This is a genomic window from Sandaracinus amylolyticus, from assembly GCF_021631985.1.
GTDB lineage: Bacteria > Myxococcota_A > Polyangia > Polyangiales > Sandaracinaceae > Sandaracinus > Sandaracinus amylolyticus_A.
Map to the genome: position 1 here is coordinate 10,486,920 of NZ_CP070225.1, position 19,672 is coordinate 10,506,591.

Sequence of the window (19,672 nt, forward strand, 5' to 3'; positions counted from 1 at the left end):
CACGGCTGCGGCGGGAACGCCGCGCAAAGTCCGAATCGCTCAGGACGACGTCATGTGCGTCGGGTCGAGGAGCGTCCGCGCCTGATCGTTGGTGTCGCGCATCTCCATCAGGTCCGTCACGATCTGCGTGAGCTCCTCCGCGCGCGATCCGAGCCTCGCTTCGATCACGATCCCGATCGGTGAGAGCACCGAGCCGAGCACGAGCTCCATCAGCTCGTGCTCTTCTTCCTCGAAGCCGAACGGAAGCGCGCGCCACACCGCGGACTCCGCGACGAGCTCCTCGAGGTACTCGCGGACCAGCTCGAACGCCGACTGCGCCTCTGGCGACACCTCGCCGTCGAGGCGCGCCATCGTGTCGACGATGCTGCGGTGCTGCGCGTCGAAGGTCGCCGCGTGCAGCATCAGCGAGTCGAGCTCGCTCGCGTCGGTCTGGATCGTCGTGCCGCGCCAGTCGCGCGTGCCCGAGACCTGCACCGTGCACGCCGGCGCAGGCGTCACGCCGAACGTGTCGTTCACCTCGATGCGCAGCGAGCTCGCGCGACCCGCGGGCACCGCGAGCGTGCCGGTGATGGTCGGCGCGGTGCCGCTGACCATGTCGGCGATCATCCCGCCGTGCTCTTCGTCGAACACGCGATACGCGGGCGCGCCGCTGTCGCAGCTCACCTGGAGAGTTGCCTCGGGCATCGCCGCGCTCTCGCCCTCGACGATCACCGACACCCGCCCGCCCGCGGGCGCGACCAGGATCATCGGCCGCCTCGCGACGTAGTCGGTGTCGACGCGCAGCCGCACGTCCGCCGTCGCGTCGACCAGCTCGGTGTAGCGCTCGCGCATGTGCGTGAGCAGCACCGCGAGATCGTCGCGCAGGTCGCTCAGCGCGTCCGTCATCGCAGCGTTGTCGGGGAAGCCCTCGAGCGCGAGCTCGCCGACGTCGATGATCGCGCGCTCGAGCTGCCGCACCACGACGAGCGCGGGGATCGCCGCCGCGCCGAGCGAGCGCGTCTCGATCCCCTTCTCGCCGATCACACCCGCGATGTCGATCACGCTCTTCTCGCCGATCACCGCGTCGAGTCGCACCGAGAGCACGTCGATGCGCACCAGATCGATGTCGGTGCGCATCGCTTCGGGGATGTCGGCGACCGCGTCCTGCACCACCGCGAGGCTCGTCTGCGCCGCTTCGCGCGACATCGTGATCGGCCCCGGCAGCTCGACGAACGCGTCGACACCGGCATCGCTGCTCGCATCGCTCGGCACCGTCGCGTCGAGCTCGATCGCCGCGTCCACGCCCGCGTCGACGTCGCCTCCACCACCGCCGCCGCATCCGGCGAGCACCGCCGCGATCACGATCGCGCGTCGCATCAGAGCCCGCTCATGTGCGTCGGCGCGAGCGTCTGGCGCGCCGTGTCCTCGGTCATGCGCAGCGCCGCGAGGTCGCTGCGCACCGTGTCGAACACGCCCGACGACGTGAGCGCCGGGCTCGTCTCGAGGTGGGCGCCGACCACGTCGATCACCCGCGTGAACAGGAGGTCGTGGATCTCGTAGTCGTCCTCGTGCAGCGCGCCGATCGGCCCGCGCCACGTCCCGGTGTCGCCGCTCATCTCCGCGATGAACGCGCGCACTGCCGTCGCGGCCTCGCGCTCTCCCGCGCCACCCGACGCGATGATCGCCTCGAGCGCCCCTTGCAGCATGGCGTTGTGCATCCGCCAGTCGTTGGTGAGCGTGTCGAGCGTCGTGTTCTCTCCATCGTCGAGCTCGATCGCGTCGCCGCGCCAGTGTCGATGCCCGAACACCTGGAACGTGCACTGCGTCCAGTTGCCGTCGCTCACCGAGTCCTCGACCGCGATCCGGATCGAGCTCGGCGTCTCCGCAGGGAGCGGCACCGTGATGCCGCCGAGCATGACCATCTCGCGCCCGACGATCTGCGTTCCTCCGCGCTCCTCGTCGAACACCGTGACGAACACCGCGCGCCCGCAGTCGACCGAGATGTTCGCCTCGGCCGCCGTGACCTGGCGACCCTCGACGATCGCGTGCATGTCGATCCCGCCCGGGGGCACCATCACGACCATCGCGTCCTCGTACTCCGTGTCCTCCGGGTACGTCGTGATCGGCACCGAGTCGACGATCTCGCGATAACGATCCCACACGAGATCGCGCAGCGCCGCGAGCGAGTCGCGTGCCTCGGTCAGCCGCGTCCGCAGCGCCATGCGCAGCGGCTCGGTCGACGCAGCCCACGCCGCGTTCGCGAGCTGATCGTCGATGTCGCGCACCACGCGCGCGAGCTGTCGCGCCACGACGATCGCGGGGATCGCGTTGATCGGCAGCGACGCCGGACGGATGAGCCGCTTCTCGCCGATCACCCCGACGAGATCGATCAGGCTCGTGCTCTTCTCGCCGATGACCGCGTCGAGCCGCACGAACGTGAGGTCGACCGCGAGCAGCTCCGCGCTCTCGCGCGATGCCGCGGGGATCATCCCGAACGCCTCGGTGGCCTCGGCGACCTGCATGCGCGCGTCGTCGCGCGCCATCTCGATCGGGCTCGGCGGCCCGGCGTCGGGCTCGCCCGCATCGACTGGGGGTGTGCCCGCGTCGGTGCCGGCGTCGAGCGACCCGGCATCGATCACGAGGGGGACGTCGTCGTCGCCGCAGCCGACGGTGAGCGCGACGAGGAGCGTCGTGAGAGCGATCGAAGTGAAGGACTGCATCGCGTACATGGTACCCGTCCCTGCTTCCGGTTGACGGTGGTGTGACGCCGACGGATGATTCAGGCGATTTCGGGGGTGTTTCGCGCGTTTGCGTGCGTACCTCGGCCCGGCAGGAGAATCGACGCGGTGAAGGAGAGAAAGCTCGACGTGGTGATCCTGGGGGGCGGCCTCGCAGGCACGCTCCTCGGCCGCCAGCTGCGCATGGCGAAGCCCGAGCTCGCGATGGAGATCTTCGAGCGGGACATCGAGCGCGGCTTCAAGGTCGGCGAGAGCACCGTCGAGATCGCGGCGAACTATCTCATCCGCCGCCAGAAGCTCAATCGCTACCTGTTCATGAACCAGCTGCCGAAGAACAGCCTCCGGTTCTTCTTCGACAACGCGCAGAAGAACGCCCCGCTCGAGCAGATGAGCGAGATCGGCGTCTACCACCTGCCGCCGCTGCCCTCGTTCCAGCTCGATCGCGCGCGCCTCGAGCAGGACCTGATCGAGATGAACGACGCGGAGGGCACGCCGGTGCACCTCGGCGCGACGGTGCGCGAGGTCCACCTCGACGGCGAGCGCGAGCATCGCGTCGTCATCGAGCATCGTGGCGGCGAGAAGGAGACGATCCGCGCGCGCTGGGTGCTCGACTGCACCGGTCGCGCATCGCCGATCGCGCGCCAGCGCGGCTATCGCATGCGCACGCCGGAGCACCACATCGCGGCGGTCTGGGCGCGCGGCGCGAACGTGACCGACATGGATCAGTGGCCCGTCGAGGAGTGGCGCGCGAAGGCTCGTTTCACGCCGCGCACGCTGTCGACGAACCACTTCTGTTACGACGGCTACTGGATCTGGTTCATCCCGCTCTCGTGCGATCTCATCTCGCTCGGGATCGTCATCGACGCCGAGAAGTTCGATCCGCGCTGGCGCACCAAGGAGGGCTTCCTCTCGTGCCTGCGCGCGCACGGCGCTCCGGGCTCGATGCTCGAGAAGGCCGAGCTCGTCGACGTCGGCAGCTACGCGCAGCTCAGCTATCGCAGCAAGAAGGTCTTCGCGGGCGAGGAGCGGTGGGGCTTCAGCGGTGAGAGCGCGGCGTTCACCGACCCGTTCTACTCGCCGGGCTCCGACTTCATCGCGATCGAGAACGACATGCTCAGCGACCTCGTGGTGCGCGAGCTGAACGGCGAGGACATCCGCGAGCGCAGCGCGCTCTACGACGAGATGGTCCAGTTCCGGTTCGAGAACACGCTCCTGCTCTACGCCGGTCTCTACAAGACCTTCGGCAGCTACGAGCTCTTCAAGGAGAAGTGCTACTTCGACTGCGCGTCGTACTACAACCTCTGGGTCGACGCGTACATGCAGGACCACCACCTGGACCTGCGCTGGGTGCGCACGCAGCTGCGCCGCAAGGACTACGTCCTCTCGGCGATGCGCAACTTCAACCGCTTCTTCCAGCGCGCGGCCGACGACTTCAAGAAGGACGGCCGCTACTTCCGCAAGAACCTCGGCCACGACGTGCTCAACGGCGTCGAGGCGTTCGGCGTGTTCGACGGACTCGGCAAGGGCCGCACGCGCCGCGAGATCAACGACCGCACCGAGATGATCTTCAACAAGACGCGCGAGGCGATGTTGAAGATCATCGCCGACGAGCGCGTCGAGGTCCCGATGCCCGAGAGCATGCAGTACGTGCAGCCGGAGCTCCCGAAGGGCCCGGTGCCCCTCGAGGACTTCATGGGTGACGTCGATCTCCGCACGATGAAGCCCGTCGCGACGACGACCTGATGCCTCGCTGGCTGCGCATCATCCTGACCGGCTGGGCGTTCTTCCTCTTCTTCGTGGGGAGCCCGCTGATCGGCATCGTCGTGCTCCCGCTCCTTCGCCTCGTCGCGAAGGATCGCGAGGATCACCGGCGTCGCTGCACGCGCGTGATCGGTCGGCTGCACCGCGTGTTCACGTGGTGGATGAAGGTCTCCGGTCTCGTCGCGCCGCCCGCGATGCCCGAGCTCCCCGGCGTCGCGCCCGGCGCGCCCTACGTGATGATCACGAACCACCCCTCGCTCATCGACGTGATCCTGCTGCTGGGATCGTTCGAGGGCCTCACCTGCGTGGTGAAGGGGAGCTGGTATCGCTCGCTCGTGCTCGGCCCGCTGCTCAAGCAGACCGCGTATCTGCCCGGGCCCGGCAGCGGCGCCGAGGAGAGCGACGACATGCTGGGCACGATGGTCGAGCACCTGCAGACGGGTCACCCGCTGCTCGTGTTCCCCGAGGGCACGCGCTCGCTGAAGAACCGCATGCATCGGTTCCGTCGCGGCGCGGTCGAGGCCGCGGTGCGCGCGAAGGTGCCGATCGTCGCGCTCTTCGTCGCGATCGATCGCCCTTTCCTCATGAAGGGCGTTCCGTTCTGGCACGTGCCGAAGGACACCGCGACGTACTCGATCGAGACGCTCGAGGTGATCGACACGCGCGACGTCCCGGTCGAGCGCGCGAAGGCGCTCAACGCGGAGCTGCAGGCGAAGTTCCAGGCGCGCTTCCAGCGCATGCTCGCGGACCGCGTCGAGCACGCGGTCCACCCCTCCGCGCCGCCGCCCGCGCCGCGCGAGGACCGCGCCGCCGCCTGAGGCCTACCGGAGTGCTCGTCCCGCCGGTCCCGGACGGGAGCGCGCGGAGCGCGCGGACGGTAAGGGCCGGCGGGCGAGCCGATGTTTCGACAGCCGCGAAGAGTGACCAGGACGTCCGGTTTTCCTCGGAAAACGCGGTCGTGATTGGTCTCACGTGCATCCACTTGCAGCTCGCTGCGAGCTCTTCGACGGCTCACCCGCGTCCTGGCACCGTTCACCGGAATCGCAGGACCGCTCACCGATCGCGCCTCTAGAGTCCCCGGCCGATACCGACGGAGGGATGACTTATGCAATCGATCGGAATCGACGCGATGGCGATCGCGGTGCCCGAGGGCTACCTCGAGCTGCGTGACCTCGCCGAGGCGCGCGGCGTGCCGCCCGCGAAGTACGTCGACGGGCTCGGGGTGGTGCGCATGGCGGTCGCCGCGCCCCACGAAGATCCGGTCGCGCTGGCCGCGGACGCGGTGCGTCGCGTCTTCGAGCTCGGCGAGATCGACCCGAGCACGATCGGTCTCTGCATCGTCGGCACCGAGACCGCGGTCGATCACAGCAAGCCGATCGCCGCGTACCTGCATCGCCTCGCGGGGCTGCCCGATCGCTGCCGCGTGTACGAGGCGAAGCACGCGTGCTTCGGCGGCACTGCGGGCCTGATGACCGCGGTCGACTGGATTGCGTCGGGCAGCGCGCGCGGCCGCAAGGCGCTCGTCGTGTGCAGCGACATCGCGCGCTACGGCGTGAAGAGCGCGGGCGAGCCCACCCAGGGCGCGGGCGCGGTCGCGATGATCATCTCGACGAATCCGCGCCTGCTCGTGCTCGAGCCCGGCGTCACCGGATCGTTCGCGCGCGACGTCGACGACTTCTGGCGCCCGCTCTACTCGAAGGACGCGGTCGTCGACGGCAAGCACTCGGTGCAGTGCTACCTCGACGCGCTGATCGGCGCGTACGAGGCGTACGCCGAGGCTGCGCGCGAAGCGGGCATCGATCCCGATGGCGTCGTGCGGCGCTGCTACCACGTGCCCTACGGCAAGATGGCGAGGAAGGCGCATCGCGCGCTGCTCGCGCACCGTGGACTGAGCGAGGACGAGGCGGACGCGCGCTTCGCGGGCGAGGTCGGCAGCTCGCTGCGCTTCTCCGCGGAGATCGGCAACGTCTACACGGGCTCGCTCTACCTCGCGCTCGCGTCGATGCTCGAGGCCGAGGCGGGCGAGCTCGAGGGCGAGCGCATCGGGCTCTTCAGCTACGGCTCGGGCTGCTGCGCCGAGATGTTCGCGGGCCGCGTGCAGAAGGGCGCGGCTGCGTTCGTGCGGAAGCTCGCGCTCGGTGCGCCGCTCGAGGCGCGTCGCGCGCTGTCGATCCCCGCGTACGAGGCGATCCGCGCGGCGGATGCGGAGATCGATCGCCGCCCGCCCTCGGAGCCGCCGATCGCGTCGCGCGGTGTGGCGTTCGCGGGCGTCGAGGCCGAGCGTCGCCTCTATCTCGGCTGAGCACCGCGCTGGAACGCGGTGGGGCTCACGCCGCACACGCGTCGGAACGCGCGCGTGAAGTTCGCTGCGTCGCTGTAGCCCAGGTCGATCCCGATCGTCGTGATCGAGCGATCGCCCTGGGCGAGCCATTTGCGCGCGAGCCCGATGCGCACGTCGTCGAGCACGTCGCGGAACGACGTGCCCTCGTCGACGAGGCGACGTCGCAGCGTGCGGCTCGATGCGCCGAGCGCGCGCGACACCGACTCGAGATCGGGGAAGGGCGGCCCCGCGTGCTCGAGGTGGTGTCGCACCGCGGTCGCGATGCGATCGGGCACCGGCAGCGCCGCGAGGAGCTCGTCGCACGCGCGGCATGCGCGGGCGTGGGCGCGCGCGTCGGCGAGCGGTGAGCGCACGTCGATCACCGAGCGCGGCACGCGCAGCTCGTGCGACGGACGCCGGTAGAAGATCTTCGGTCGCACCGCGGCGACCCAGCGCGGCAGCTCGCCCGGTCGCGCGTACGGGAGGTCGACCTCGACGCGCCCCGCGTGCTCGAGCGCGGGCACGTGGCCGCCGATCAAGAACATGCCCTGCGCGAACAAGCTGCCGAGGATCGTCTCGACGTGGAAGCGCTCGGCGCGCGCGTGGATCGCCCACGCGGGGCGCAGCGTGATGCGCGCCACGTGGGCCTCGATCGTGTAGTCGAGCACGAAGAGCGGCGCGACGAGCCGGAAGTAGCGCTGCGCGATGCGGATCGCGGCGTCGACGTCGGGCGCGGTGAGCCCCGCGGTGCCGACCGCACCGTGGCTCGGCAGGTGGAAGCGACGACCGAGCTCGAGCGCGAGCGACTCGTCGCGGGTGAGGCGCGCCGCGCGCAGCACGAGCCTCTCGACCTCGTCGATCGAGAGGAAGCCGTCCTCGTCGCGGAGGCGCTCGAGATCGATCCCGGTGCGCGCGAGCAACGTCGTGCGCTCGATGCCGCGCTCCGCGAGGAACGCGACGAGCGCGTCGTAGTAGCGCGCGGGAACGAACGCGATCTGCGGCCGCGCGAGGGTCACACGATCAGTGTGTCCGAATATGACAAGCGATTGTCAAGAACGGACAGGCTCGCCGATCGGGCGCGGCACATCGTGGAGCAACTGCTCGGAGGTGCATCGTGCGCTTGATCGACTTCGACGAGGCCGACCTCGGCGGGTTCCGCGCTGCGCAGCGGCTCGCGTACTCGTGCGCGAGCGAGGTCGCGCGCCAGCTCGCGCCCGGGATCACCGAGAAGGAAGCGGCGCGGCGCATGGAACGCTGGATGCGTCACGCCGGCGTGCGGACGTTCTTCCATCGACCGTTCGCGTGGTTCGGCGATCGCACCGCGTTCCGGGGCGTGCGGCACGAGCTCGACTTCTTCCCGACCGAGCGACGGCTCGAGCCCGGCATGCCCGCGATCCTCGACGTCGCGCCGATCGTCGACGGCTACGTCGCGGACATCGGCTATGCGACGTCGCTCGGCGAGAACCGCGTGCAGGAGCGAATGCGCGAGGACCTGCTCGAGTGTCGCGCGCAGATCCTCGCGGGCGTTCGCGCGCGCAAGACGTTCAAGGCGATCTACGAGGAGCTCGATCGCTGGATCGTGCAGCACGGCTACGAGAACGCGCATCGGCGTTATCCCGAGCGCGTGCTCGCGCATCGTGTGGTGCGTCTCGACCCCGCGCGCGTGTCGACGCGACACTTCCTCGGGTTCGGGCTGGACCAGTATCGCTGGCTCATCCCGAGCGCGCTGCGTGCGCGCTTCTCGAAGCGCGATTCGCCGCTGTGGAACGACCGTGCGGAGTCGGATCACGCGCCGCAGCCCGGGCTCTGGGCGGTCGAGCCGCACCTCGCGCTGCGCGGTGTGGGCGCGAAGTGGGAGGAGATCCTCGTCGTCACCGAGCACGACGCGCACTGGCTCGACGACGACGTGCCGCACGTGCGCGAAGGGCTGCGTCGAGAGTGGCCCGCCGCCGCGATCGCGAGCCGGGGACACGAGGTGCGGGCATGAGCCGCGTGCGTCGTGTGCGCGCCGAAGGCGTGGATCTGCACGTCGTGGAGGACGGAGAGCCGGGCCGTCCGCCCGTGCTCCTCGTGCACGGCTTCCCCGACGATCACGAGGTCTATTCGCGCGTCGTGCCGGAGCTCGCGCGCGACTTCCACGTCGCACGCTTCGATCTGCGCGGCGTCGGTGCGAGCAGCGCGCCCGCGAGCCCGAGCGGCTATCGCATCGACGCGGTGATCCGCGATCTCGACGCGGTGATCGACGCGACGTTCGGCACCGGTGCGCGCGCCCACGTCGTCGGGCACGACTGGGGATCGATCCTCGCGTTCTCGTACGTCGCCGATGCGATCGGCAGCACGCGCGCGCGCTCGTTCACCAGCGTGAGCGGACCGCACCTCGGGATCGCGTGGTCGACGATGTTGCGCTCGCTCCGCTCGAGCGCGCATCGCGGCGGCGCGCTGAGGCAGCTCGCGTCGAGCTGGTACACCCTCGCGTTCCACGCGCCGTTCGCGCCGTCGTTCCTCGCGAGCGGCTCCGGCATGCGAGCGATGCGGCGCGCGCTGATCGAAGGCGGCGTGCCGCTCGACGATCCCTATCTCGACGTGAGCAGCCTCGCGATCGCGTCGCGCACCCGCCACGCGATCGAGCTCTACCGGCAGAACATGCTGCGGCCGCCGCCCGCGCCACGCGCGATCGACGTGCCGACGCTGGTGGTGATCCCGGAGCGCGATCCCTTCGTGCGCCCCGAGGTGCACGCGTTCCTCGGCGAGCACGCGAAGGACCTCGAGGTGCGTCGGCTCGACGCGGGCCACTGGGTCCCGCGCTCGCACCCTCGGTGGCTCGCCTCGGCGATCCGCGAATTCACCGCACGCGTGGACGCGCGCAAGCGTGGCGCGTCCGAGGAGGTGAGCCGATGACGATGCAGGAGCTCCGAGATCGCGTGGTGCTCGTCACCGGCGCGGCCAGTGGGATCGGACGGCAGACTGCGTTCGCGTTCGCCGAGGAGGGCGCGCGCCTCGAGCTCGTCGATCTCGATCCGCGCGGGCTCGAGATCACGGCGCGCCTCGCGAGCGCGTTCGGCGCGAAGGTGAGCACGCACGTCGCCGACGTGTCGGAAGCCGCGTCGATGGAGGCGCTCGCCGCTCGCACGCCGTGCGTCGACGTGCTGGTGAACAACGCGGGCATCGGCGCGGCGGGCGCGTTCCTCGACGCGAGCCTCGAGACGTGGCGCCGCACCCTCGACGTGAACCTGATGGGTGTGGTGCACGGCTGTCGCGCGTTCGTGCCCGCGATGGTGGCGCGACGCGCGGGCGGTCACGTGGTCAACGTCGCGTCGGTCGCGGGCCTCGCCGCACCGCGCGCGATGTCGGTCTACGCCGCGAGCAAACATGCGGTCGTCGGGCTCTCCGAGAGCCTGCGCGCCGAGCTCGCGCCGCATCGCATCGGCGTGAGCTGCATCTGTCCCGGCGTGATCGACACGCCGATCGTCGAGAAGACGCGCTTCGACGGAGAGTCGCTCGGATCGGCGGTGGTGCGCGATCGCATCGAGCGCTTCTATCGCTGGCGTCGTTATCCGCCGCGCAAGGTCGCGGACGCGATCGTGCGCGCGGTCCGGCGTGACGCCGGGATCGTCCCGGTCTCGCCCGAGAGCTGGGCGATCTGGATCGCACAGCGCGTCGCGCCGGGGCTCGTCGCGCGGCTCGGCGACGCGGAGCAGGTCTTCGCGCGCGGTGTGGAGGCGGCGCGATGACCCACCGCATCGAGAAGCGCGCGGTCCGCTTCGATTGGGAGGACGTGCCGCTGCACTGGGTCCCCGGCGACCCGTTCACCACGCACGTCGCGAACGTGCTGCACATGCTGCTGCCCGCGGGCGAGCGCTGGTTCTGCGCGGTGTACGTCGAGGCGGAGCCGCTGGTCTCGGATCCGCGTCTCGCCGAGGACGTTCGCGGCTTCATCGAGCAGGAAGCCACGCACGCGCAGGCCCACGCGGTGTTCCTCCGCGCGCTCGCGGCGAAGGGCATCGACACCGACGACTACACGCGCGAGCTTCGCTTCCTGTTCGGCAAGCTCCTCGGCCCGGCGCCGCTCGGCATCGTGGCGCTGCGCGATCCGATGCGCCGCGAGTGGCTCGTATTCCGCGTCGGTGCGATCGCGGCGATCGAGCAGTTCACGTGCGTGCTCGGGAAATGGGTGCTCGAGGCCGAGGCGCTCGACGAGGCAGGCGCGCATCCCACGATGCTCGAGATGCTGCGCTGGCACGGCGCCGAGGAGGTCGAGCACCGCAGCGTCGCGTTCGATCTCTACGAGCACCTCGCGGGCGATGGCTCGAAGCGCTTCGTGCACATGGCGATCGTCGCGCCGGTGATGTTCGCGCTCTGGATCCGCGGGATGCGCTACCTCTTCGCGCGCGATCCCGCGACTCCCGAGCTCGCGCGCGCGCCGCTGCGCGAGCTGGTCGATCGCATCGAGCGCGTCTCGCGCGAGACCGGTCGCCTCCCGAGCCTGAAGGCGCTCGGTCGTGCGGCACTGCGCTACATCGAGAAGGACTTCCATCCGCGCGGCGAGGCCTCGCTCGAGGTCGCGCTCGAGTGGCTCGCGCGCTCGCCCGCGGTGGCGGCCGGGGTCGCGCGTCGCGCCGAGCGGTGAGCGCGGCATCGTGCGTGCAGCTCGGCCATCGCCACGAAAGGTGATGACCGATGAACACGCATCGCAGCATTCTCGCCACGATCGTTGCGCTCGCCCTCACCGCAGGCCTCGGCGCGTGCGACCCCGGCAGTGACACGCCCGAGACGACCACGACGAGCGGCGACGAGAAGCCCGAGATCCGCACCGACGACGACGAGGGCCTGATCGACGATCAGACCTTCGACGACGAAGAAGGCCTGGTCGACGACGAAGAGGGCGTCGTGCCCGACGACACCTTCGGCGACGAGGGCATCATCGACGACAATCCGTGACGCGAACGACGCGCCGGGCTCGGTCTCGAGCTCGGCGCGCCGCGTTTCAGAGCGCGAACACGTCGGCGAGCACGCTGTCGTCGTCGAGGCGCCGCAGGTCGCTCGGTGCGTCGTACACGACGAGCATCGAGTCGCCCTCGTCGAACCAGTCGAACGTGCACGCGCCCTCGGCGCGATCGCGCCCGAGCTGCATCGGCAGATCGAAGAGCGGCTCGAGCGCGCCGCGACCCTGGTGCACCAGCGTGTCGTCCTTGCCCGTGTCGCGGCGCCATCGGAACACGCGATGCGCACCATCGAGCGTCATCGTCGGGCCTGCGACGATCAACACGTCGTCGCCGTGCACCATCAGATCGCGCACGCCGAGCCCGTCGAGATCGAGCGCGTGCTTGCGATACGCGCGCTTGCGACGGCGACGCGGCGCGAGCCTGCCGTCGTCCTGCGGCTCCATCTCGAGCTCGATGACGAACGCCCACCCACGCAGCACCGGGCCGCGCAGGCCGAGCAGCACGTGATCGTCGTGGATCGCGAGCCCTTCGACGTCGAAGCCGTTGTCCTTCCCGGGGATCGGAACGCGCTCCTCGCGCGGCAGGAACGGATCGAGGTGCTCGTCGCCCTCGAGCAGATCGATCAGCGACTCCGCGTGCTCGTCGCGCGCCGCGAGGTGCGCGCAGCGGTCGAGCTGCGGCGATCCGCCCTCGAGCGGGATGCGCGTGAGCACGAAGCGCGAGAGGTCGGTCTCGATCTGCGCGAGCCGCGCCAGGTCTTCCTTGCCCTTGCGCCTCGGCTTCTTGCGCTTCGCGCTGTGCGAGCCGACCACCCAGAGCGCCTCGCCGTCGACGTGCAGCCCTTCGATGTCGATCTCGCAGTCCTCCTCGAGCCCGAGCGCGCTCGCGATCGAGACGCGACTGTGCGCGCCGTACGCGTGCGCGTGCGGTCCCTCGGGGCGCAGCGCGTCGAGCGCGGCGAGCTCGTCGGCCGCGAGCCAGAGCGTTCCGTCGTCCTCTCGCGTGACCGCCGAGAGGTTCTCGGGCACGGCGATGGCGGCATCACCGCCGAAACCGAGCCGGATGCGACCGAGGAGACAACCGGTGCGTGCGCCCATCGATCGCGATCATAGGCGCCGCGGGGCGCGGATCTGCGTGGGGCTTGCTCCTTCTGCTACCGTTCCGATCGCGATGCGCCGCGCGACGAGAGCCCTGCTGCCAGCCGTGCTGTGGCTCGGCGCGTGCGCGCCGCACGACGGCATCGACAGCGACCTCGAGCGCTCGCGCACGCTGGCGTCGCTCTCGCGCGAGGAGTCGGTCGCGCTGTGCGAGGCGCACGACGCGTACCTCGAGATGATGTGGAACGACGCGACGTGGGCCGAGCAGCGCTGCGTCGCAATCGCGATCGCGACCCCCGACGTGCGCAGCATCGAGCACTGCGAGCTGATCGTGCAGGACTGTCTCGAGAACCCCGATCCGTACGATCACGCGGACTGCAGCAGCGCTGGTCCGGCGCCCGCCGGGTGTCCCATCACCGTCGGCGATTCCGAGGACTGCCGCGTCGATCAGTACGAGCTGACGCGCAACGGCGGGCTCGCGTGCGAGGACCTCACGAGCCCGGACCTCCCCGAGCGCTTCGTCGAGCTCTGGCTCGAGTCGCCGCCGAGCTGCGAGCGGCTCCTCGTGCCCGAGTGCCGCCCGCCGCGCTGAGGTCGGCACGGCAGACGATCGTCGCCGTTCACGTCGCCGTTCACGTCAACGTCAACGACGTGGACGTGAACGTGGTCGGCGACGTGAACGACGCCGTCCTCCGCGATCACTCCTCGCAGGCTTCGCCGGTCAGGTACCCGAGCTCGCACAGCTGACGCCGCGAGTCCGGATCGAGCTCGACCTCTTCGCCCTGCACCGCGCCCTGCGCCGCCTGCACGCGCGCCGCCTGCAGCGCGCGCTCGGTGTGCTCGAGCCCGCTCGCGTCCTCCGCGCTCACGTCGCGCGTCTCGCGCGGATCGAGATCGGTGCGGAACAGCTCGCGCGCCGGCAGACCGCGCGGATTGCCCGCGTTCGCCGTGATCAGCTTGAGCTCGTCGGTCCCGCGCAGCTCGCGCACCGACTCGAGCACGTTGCCCTCGTGGCTCTCCTCCGCGTACACGCGCGACGTGCCCTCGAAGAGGCTGCCGCCCTGCACGCCCTCGGGGCGCTCGATGCCCGCCTCGGCGAGCAGCGTCGGCATGATGTCGACGCTCTGCACCCAGTGGCGCACCACCGTGCCCGCGCGACGACCACGCGGCAGCTTCACGAAGAGCGGCACGCGGATCTGCTCGTCGTAGAGCGTCGTGCCGTGCCAGAAGCCGCCGTGCTCGCCGAACTCCTCGCCGTGATCCGCGGTGATGACGATCGTCATGTCGTCGTAGAGACCGCGACGGCGCAGGTCCTCGACGAGCCGCCCGAAGTGCTCGTCCCAGTACGTGATCTCTCCGTCGTAGAGATGACGAAGGTGATCCGCCTCCTCGAGCGACGGAGCCTGGTGCGCCGCGCGCGCGTAGCCCGAGCCCGTGTACGGGTGCTCGAAGTACGGATCGTGCGGATCCATGTACCCGACGAACATCATCCACGGCTCGCGCGGCGCACGATCGAGCCAGCGGAAGAGGTGCGAGTTCACCGTCTCCGCGTCGCGGTACGCGGTGCCCGGCTGCACGCCGAAGAACGCGTCGCGCACGCCCTCGATGCGCTGCCGCAGGAACTGCACGAGCAGCAGCTTCGCCGCCGAGTCGTCGGCCCAGAGCACGAACTCGGGCTCGAGGTAGTGGTACTCGTCGAAGCCCTGATCGAAGTGGAAGTAGGGCCCGACGTTGTAGTTCGTGACGAAGCCCGTGGTCTGCCAGCCGCTCGACGCGTAGGCCTCGGCCATCGTCGTCAGGTCCTCGGGCAGCGCGTCGCTCTTCGCCATCACGCCGTGCGACGACGGATATCGACCGGTCATGATCGAGGCGAAGCTCGGGCGCGTCCAGCTCGCGTTCGCGAACGCCTGATCGAAGCGGATCGCGTCCTGCGCGAACGCATCGAGGTTCGGCGTGCGACCGCTCTCGTAGCCGTAGCTCGGCAGGTGATCGGCGCGCAGCGTGTCGACGACGACGACCAGCACGTTGCCCGCGCCCTCGGGGGCCGGCGGGCGGGTGCGACCGTTCGCGGCCTCGGCGGGCTGTCCACCCACGAGCACCGTCGTGATGCCCAGCACGATCACGCTCGCGCTCACCACGACCGGCGAGCCCCACGCGCGCAGCATCACCGCGCCCGGCTTGCGCGCGACCACGAAGCGGATCGTCGCCGCGAGCGCGAGATAGAGCACCGCCGCCGCGACCACGCACCCGAGGAGCACCGCGAGACCCTGCGCGCTCACCCAGCGCAGCTGCTCCTCGAACACGTCGCGACGGATGCGGAACGCGCCGAGCCCGAGCGCGATCACCGCGACCATCATCGCCGCCGAGCGCGCGTACGCCGCGGGCTCCGCGACCGCTTCGCGCTTGATGAGGCGCCCGGTCCACGCGAGGAAGCCGCCCATCACCGCGCCGCCGAGCGCGCAGAACATCGAGTACGCGATCGCGCCGTACGCGATCACCCACCACCCGGTGCGACCCGACGCGACCACCACGACGCCCTCGCCGATGCCCACGATCAGACCCGCGAGAAGCCCCGCGCCCATGCCGATCGTCACGCCGCGACCGATCTGCGGCCACGCGCGCTCGGGCACCTCGGGGATCGCCGCCGCTGCGACCTTCTCGCGATCGGGATCGTCGACCTCGATCTTCGGCGCGTAGCCGCTGCGGCGCGCGAGGAAGAAGAACGCGCCGGTCATGCTCACGCTCATCTCGACCGCGAAGCCGAGCACCGGGATGAGCACCGCGACCGCCGTCGACACGCCGAGCGACTCGTAGAGCGCGAGCGCGGTGAGCTCGCGGATGCCGATGCCGTTCGGCGTGATCGGCACCATCGTCGCGAGGATCTGCAGCGCCGAGCCGAAGAAGACCTCGCCCACGCCGACCTGCGTCGCGCCGACCGCCTGCGCGGTGCACACGTAGATGAGGAAGTGCGTCGTGTGCACGCCCACCGCGCAGAGCACCGCGGTCACGAGCAGCGAGCTCTTGCCGCGATAGGCCTGCAGCGAGTCGACGAGCGTCTGCACGCGCACCCGCACCTTCGCGGGCAGCACGTTCGCGACCGTCGCGAAGAGCGCGGGCTTCGCGAGGAAGAGCACGCCCACCGCGATGAGCGACGCGAACGCGCCGTTCACCAGGAGCACGCCGCTCGAGCCGAGGAAGCGCGCGCCGAAGATCGAGCCGAGCATCACGACGCTGCCGAACGCGAGCCACCCGACCATCGTCTCGACCGCGATGGTCGCGGTCGCGCGCGCGACCTTCCCGGTGTGCTTCGCGACGTCGTAGATGCGCCAGCCGCCGAACCCGGTGAACCCACCTGGCGTGACCGCGCCGAAGAAGCGCGCGATCAGCAGCGACCCGACGAGGAACGACAGAGTCGGACGGATGCCCTGTCCCTTCAGCAGCGCACGCCAGCGCACCACGTTGCAGGACACGCCCACGACGTGCACTCCGAGCGCGACCGCGATCCACTCCCAGCGCAGGCGCGCCATCACGTCGCCGATGCCCTCGGCGCCACGCTGCGCGCCCACGGTGCGCACGATGTACGCGAGCATCGCGATCGCGAGGGCGAGCTTCACGCCCATCACGATCCACTTGCGGACGCCTCCATTCTTCGGCGGCGAGGTCGGGGTCGAAGTCGTCGTCGGAGTCGTCTGCTCGGTCATGCGTCGGCTCGTCGCGCCCGGGTGATGCGGCTGAACAAGCGTTCATCGAGGAACGCGCGAGCCGCTGAACGGGAATGCGGTAGCCGGGTGCGTTACCTGGACTCGCACCAGAGCGCAAGGAAACTGCTATACGCCGCCGCGCGTGACGGCCGTCGACTCCAAGCGCGCGATCGTCCTCCCCCTCGCGCTGGTCTGGCTCGCGTTCACGCTGGTCAACCTCGGCAAGGCCGCGCACGTCGACGACGCCGCGCACCTCGAGATCGCGCGATGGATCGCGGCGCATCCGCTCCATCCGATGAGCGGTCTGGTCGACTGGAGCGACGGCCCCGCGCCGATCCACCACCTCAACCAGCCGCACCTCTTCTTCTATCTGCTCGCGCTCGCCGGTCCTTCCTTGATCGGCGCGCAGCTCGTGGTCGCGGCGTTCGGCGCGCTCGGCATCGCGAGCTTCCACGCGTGGTGGAGGCGCTACGTCGGCCCGCGGGGCGAGGTGCTGGGCCCGGCGCTGCTCTTCCTCGGCCCCGCGTACGTGCCCGGGCAGAACGTGATGACCGACGCGCCGCTGCTCGCGCTGTGGTGCGCGTTCGGCGCGGGGCTCGTCGCGCGCAGCACGCGCGGCCTCGTGCTCGCCGCGATCGCGTGCGCGGCCGCTTGCCTCGTGAAGTACACGAGCCTCGTGCTCCTGCCGATCCTCGCGCTCGACGTGCTCCTGCGCGGGCGCGATGCGCGACGCCTGCTGCTCGTGCTGCTGATCCCGATCGGCACGCTCGCGGCGTGGTCGCTCTTCAACCTCTACGACTACGGCGGCGTGCACCTCGTGGGGCGCCCCATCGAGAGCGCGCGCTTCAGCGCGCTCGAGGCGCTCGGGATCACGTTCGGCCGCGGCGCGCTGTGGATCCTGACGCTCGGCGCGGCCTCGCCCTTCGTGATCGCGATGATCCCGGTGCTGCACCGCGAGCCTCGATGGCGCCGCGCGGCGCTGATCTCCGCGATCGCGATCGTGATCCTCACCGTCGCGACCCAGCTGATCGCGGCCCATGTGCCGCCCATGCGCGGCGAGACGATCGCCCACTCGGCGGCCCGCGCGATCTTCTTCGTCGCCGGGATCGCGGTGCTCGCGCTCGTGGTGCGATCGGCGCGGATCATCGACGACCGGACGCGCGTCACCACCGTGCTCGTCGCGTGGCTCGCCGTGACCGCGCTCTTCGTGATCGTGCTCTCGCCCTTCGTCGCGATGCGACACGTGCTGCTCGTGATGCCGATCGCGATGACGGTGATCGCGCGCGCGCACCTGCCCGCGCTCGCCTCGATCGCGACACGCCCCTTCCTGAACGCGGCCATCGGACTCACGGTCGCGCTCGGCATGCTGCTCGGGATCTCCGATCGACGTTGGGCCGAGCGCTACCGCGAGGTGGCGGCGCGCGAAGGCGACGCGGCGGTGGCGAGCGGATTACGCACCTTCTTCGTCGGGCACTGGGGCTGGCAGTGGTACGCCGCGAACGCCGGGCTCGAGCCCTACGCGCCCGGTCGCACCGAGCTGCGCAGCGGCGACCGGATCATCCGGCCCTGGCTCGTGGACCAGCCGGCGTGGGACGAGCGCGACGCACCGCGTCTCGAGCTCGATCACGTCGACGAGATCGCCCCGACGCCGCTCGACTGGCTCCGCACCACCACCGATCGCCTCGGCTACTACTCGGTGTGGCACGGATTGCCCTACACGATCAGCGGCGCGCCGGTGGAGCGGTTCGAGACTTGGATCGTGGACCGCGCGATTTCTCTACAACGTGAGCCACACGACGCCCCACAGGCGTCGGACAGCAGGACGCGGTCATCTGGGCAACGCGCACCACGCCTGTGAATCCCCGGACACTGTACGCGCGTCCCGTCCCCACTCGAAACAAAGACTTCTCGACTGGCACGCGGCGTGATTCCACGTCGCGGTCGGCCGCCCGGCAAGAAATGGCGGCGCAGGACTTCCACCGTGCTAACCCTCGGCCCAACCGAGTCGCTTAACGCAACTCTCCGAGCGACGGAGCGCTCCCACCGTATGAGCGAGATGCGGCACCTGAGCATCGTCATTCCTTCGTACAACGCGCGGGCGCTTCTTCGACGCACCCTCCGCACGTTGCAGGTGGCGGCTCCAGAGGCGGAGATCATCGTCGTCGACGGCCGGTCGCGCGACGGATCTCCAGAGATGGTCCGCGACGAGTTCCCCGACGTCGCGCTCCACCGCTACGAGAACCACGGCTTCGCGCACGCGGTGAACCGCGGGCTCGAGCAGGCGAGCGGCGAGTACATCCTCCTGCTCAACTCCGATCTCTTCGTGAGCAAGGCCGCGCTCGACGCGATGATCGGCCGGCTCGCGGCGGATCGTTCGGTCGCCGCCGTCGCGCCGATCCTGCACAACGAGGACGGCACGCGTCAGCACCTCTTCGGCTGGCCCTTCGGCGCGTTCTACTGGCCGAACTGGCTCCGCGTCCGCAACGTCTCGCGCGTCCCGCTGCTCAACGGCGCGTGCTTCATGACGAGGCGCGACGTGCTGCGCGAGATCGGCGCGTTCGACGAGAACTTCTTCCTCTACAACGAGGAGTACGACTGGTGCGTCCGCGCGCAGCGCGCGGGATACCACCTCGAGCTGGTGCCCGAGCCGGTCGTGCACGTGGGCGGTGGCAGCACCGCGCCCTCGCCCGATCTCTGGCTCGAGGCGCAGCGCGGCTTCCTCTACTTCACGCAGAAGCACGGCTCGCCGCTCGCCACCGAGATGCTGCGTCGCGCGATGCAGTTCCAGGGCTTCTGCTACAAGCGCACCGACCCGCGCGCGCGGCACCGCGCGATGTGGGCGAAGCTCGAGTCGCTGACGTCGCGCGAGGCGTACCTCGAGAGCCCGTTCGAGCTCTCGGGGCGCGGTGATCGTCCTGCGCGGCCGATGTGGCAGGGCGTGATGCGCGAGCGTCCCGCTGCGGTCGTCCAGGAGACGACGAGCACGCACGCGATGTCCGAGAGCGCGAGCGAGGCGCCGGTGGAGAACGGCGCGAGTGTCGTCCGCCTCGCGGCGGAGCGCCTGCGCATCGCGTCGCGCCGCCTGCCGAAGGTCGCAGGCGCCGCAGGCTGATCGGATCGCCGGTGCCTTCGG

At 70.4% G+C, this 19,672-nt stretch carries 16 protein-coding genes; 11 read left to right on the forward strand and 5 right to left on the reverse strand.

Annotation, left to right across the window (positions count from 1 at the left end; translation table 11 throughout):
* Positions 1-39: 39 nt before the first annotated feature.
* Both I5071_RS44585 and I5071_RS44590 read right to left on the reverse strand, forming a co-directional pair.
* Positions 40-1,356, reverse strand: a complete 1,317-nt coding sequence (locus tag I5071_RS44585) for a hypothetical protein (protein WP_236519522.1) — start codon at positions 1,354-1,356, stop codon at positions 40-42.
* Positions 1,356-2,699 (reverse strand): hypothetical protein, encoded by a 1,344-nt coding sequence (locus tag I5071_RS44590; protein ID WP_236519523.1) that lies wholly within the window; start codon positions 2,697-2,699, stop codon positions 1,356-1,358. The genes I5071_RS44585 and I5071_RS44590 overlap by 1 nt, the downstream gene beginning before the upstream one ends.
* Positions 2,700-2,825: 126 nt before the next feature.
* On the opposite strand from I5071_RS44590, the gene I5071_RS44595 reads away from it, so the two are divergent.
* The 3 genes from I5071_RS44595 to I5071_RS44605 all read left to right on the forward strand — a co-directional run bounded on the left by I5071_RS44595 (position 2,826) and on the right by I5071_RS44605 (position 6,780).
* On the forward strand, positions 2,826-4,460 hold the full coding sequence (locus I5071_RS44595) for an NAD(P)/FAD-dependent oxidoreductase (protein ID WP_236519524.1): 1,635 nt from the start codon (positions 2,826-2,828) through the stop codon (positions 4,458-4,460).
* On the forward strand, positions 4,460-5,296 hold the full coding sequence (locus tag I5071_RS44600; protein ID WP_236519525.1) for a lysophospholipid acyltransferase family protein: 837 nt from the start codon (positions 4,460-4,462) through the stop codon (positions 5,294-5,296). Before I5071_RS44595 ends, I5071_RS44600 begins: the two co-directional genes overlap by 1 nt.
* A gap of 287 nt (positions 5,297-5,583) precedes the next feature.
* On the forward strand, positions 5,584-6,780 hold the full coding sequence (locus tag I5071_RS44605) for a hydroxymethylglutaryl-CoA synthase family protein (RefSeq protein ID WP_236519526.1): 1,197 nt from the start codon (positions 5,584-5,586) through the stop codon (positions 6,778-6,780).
* Here I5071_RS44605 and I5071_RS44610 read toward each other — a convergent pair.
* Positions 6,768-7,814 carry an AraC family transcriptional regulator gene (locus I5071_RS44610; protein ID WP_236519528.1) on the reverse strand — a complete coding sequence of 349 codons (1,047 nt, stop codon included), beginning with the start codon at positions 7,812-7,814 and terminating at the stop codon, positions 6,768-6,770. The two genes, I5071_RS44605 and I5071_RS44610, sit on opposite strands and share 13 nt — an antisense overlap.
* A 98-nt stretch (positions 7,815-7,912) precedes the next feature.
* Between I5071_RS44610 and I5071_RS44615 the strand changes: the two genes are divergently transcribed.
* From I5071_RS44615 to I5071_RS44635, 5 genes are read left to right on the forward strand one after another with little or no spacing between them, the layout of a single operon-like run.
* Positions 7,913-8,785 carry a M24 family metallopeptidase gene (locus I5071_RS44615; RefSeq protein ID WP_236519529.1) on the forward strand — a complete coding sequence of 291 codons (873 nt, stop codon included), beginning with the start codon at positions 7,913-7,915 and terminating at the stop codon, positions 8,783-8,785.
* Positions 8,782-9,696 carry an alpha/beta fold hydrolase gene (locus I5071_RS44620; protein WP_236519531.1) on the forward strand — a complete coding sequence of 305 codons (915 nt, stop codon included), beginning with the start codon at positions 8,782-8,784 and terminating at the stop codon, positions 9,694-9,696. The genes I5071_RS44615 and I5071_RS44620 overlap by 4 nt, the downstream gene beginning before the upstream one ends.
* The gene (locus tag I5071_RS44625; RefSeq protein WP_236519532.1) at positions 9,693-10,529 is read left to right on the forward strand and encodes an SDR family NAD(P)-dependent oxidoreductase; all 837 of its coding nucleotides are present in this window, start codon (positions 9,693-9,695) and stop codon (positions 10,527-10,529) included. Before I5071_RS44620 ends, I5071_RS44625 begins: the two co-directional genes overlap by 4 nt.
* A complete protein-coding gene (locus I5071_RS44630; protein ID WP_236519533.1) occupies positions 10,526-11,425 on the forward strand; it encodes a metal-dependent hydrolase in 900 nt (299 codons plus the stop codon). The genes I5071_RS44625 and I5071_RS44630 overlap by 4 nt, the downstream gene beginning before the upstream one ends.
* A gap of 50 nt (positions 11,426-11,475) precedes the next feature.
* Positions 11,476-11,736 (forward strand): hypothetical protein, encoded by a 261-nt coding sequence (locus tag I5071_RS44635; RefSeq protein ID WP_236519534.1) that lies wholly within the window; start codon positions 11,476-11,478, stop codon positions 11,734-11,736.
* Between the two features lie 46 nt (positions 11,737-11,782).
* On the opposite strand, the gene I5071_RS44640 is transcribed toward I5071_RS44635, so the two are convergent.
* Positions 11,783-12,838: a DUF3616 domain-containing protein gene (locus I5071_RS44640; RefSeq protein ID WP_236519535.1), complete on the reverse strand. Its 1,056-nt coding sequence runs from the start codon at positions 12,836-12,838 to the stop codon at positions 11,783-11,785.
* Between the two features lie 73 nt (positions 12,839-12,911).
* Between I5071_RS44640 and I5071_RS44645 the strand changes: the two genes are divergently transcribed.
* Positions 12,912-13,430: a hypothetical protein gene (locus tag I5071_RS44645; protein ID WP_236519537.1), complete on the forward strand. Its 519-nt coding sequence runs from the start codon at positions 12,912-12,914 to the stop codon at positions 13,428-13,430.
* Between the two features lie 106 nt (positions 13,431-13,536).
* Here the strand turns inward: I5071_RS44645 and I5071_RS44650 are convergent, their stop codons facing one another.
* Complete coding sequence (locus I5071_RS44650) at positions 13,537-16,539, reverse strand: sulfatase-like hydrolase/transferase (RefSeq protein ID WP_236519538.1); 3,003 nt, start codon at positions 16,537-16,539, stop codon at positions 13,537-13,539.
* 142 nt (positions 16,540-16,681) lie between these two features.
* Here I5071_RS44650 and I5071_RS44655 point away from each other — a divergent pair, with 142 nt between their 5' ends.
* Both I5071_RS44655 and I5071_RS44660 read left to right on the forward strand, forming a co-directional pair.
* Positions 16,682-18,397: an ArnT family glycosyltransferase gene (locus tag I5071_RS44655; RefSeq protein WP_236519539.1), complete on the forward strand. Its 1,716-nt coding sequence runs from the start codon at positions 16,682-16,684 to the stop codon at positions 18,395-18,397.
* Between the two features lie 198 nt (positions 18,398-18,595).
* A complete protein-coding gene (locus I5071_RS44660; protein WP_236519540.1) occupies positions 18,596-19,651 on the forward strand; it encodes a glycosyltransferase family 2 protein in 1,056 nt (351 codons plus the stop codon).
* Positions 19,652-19,672: the final 21 nt, after the last annotated feature.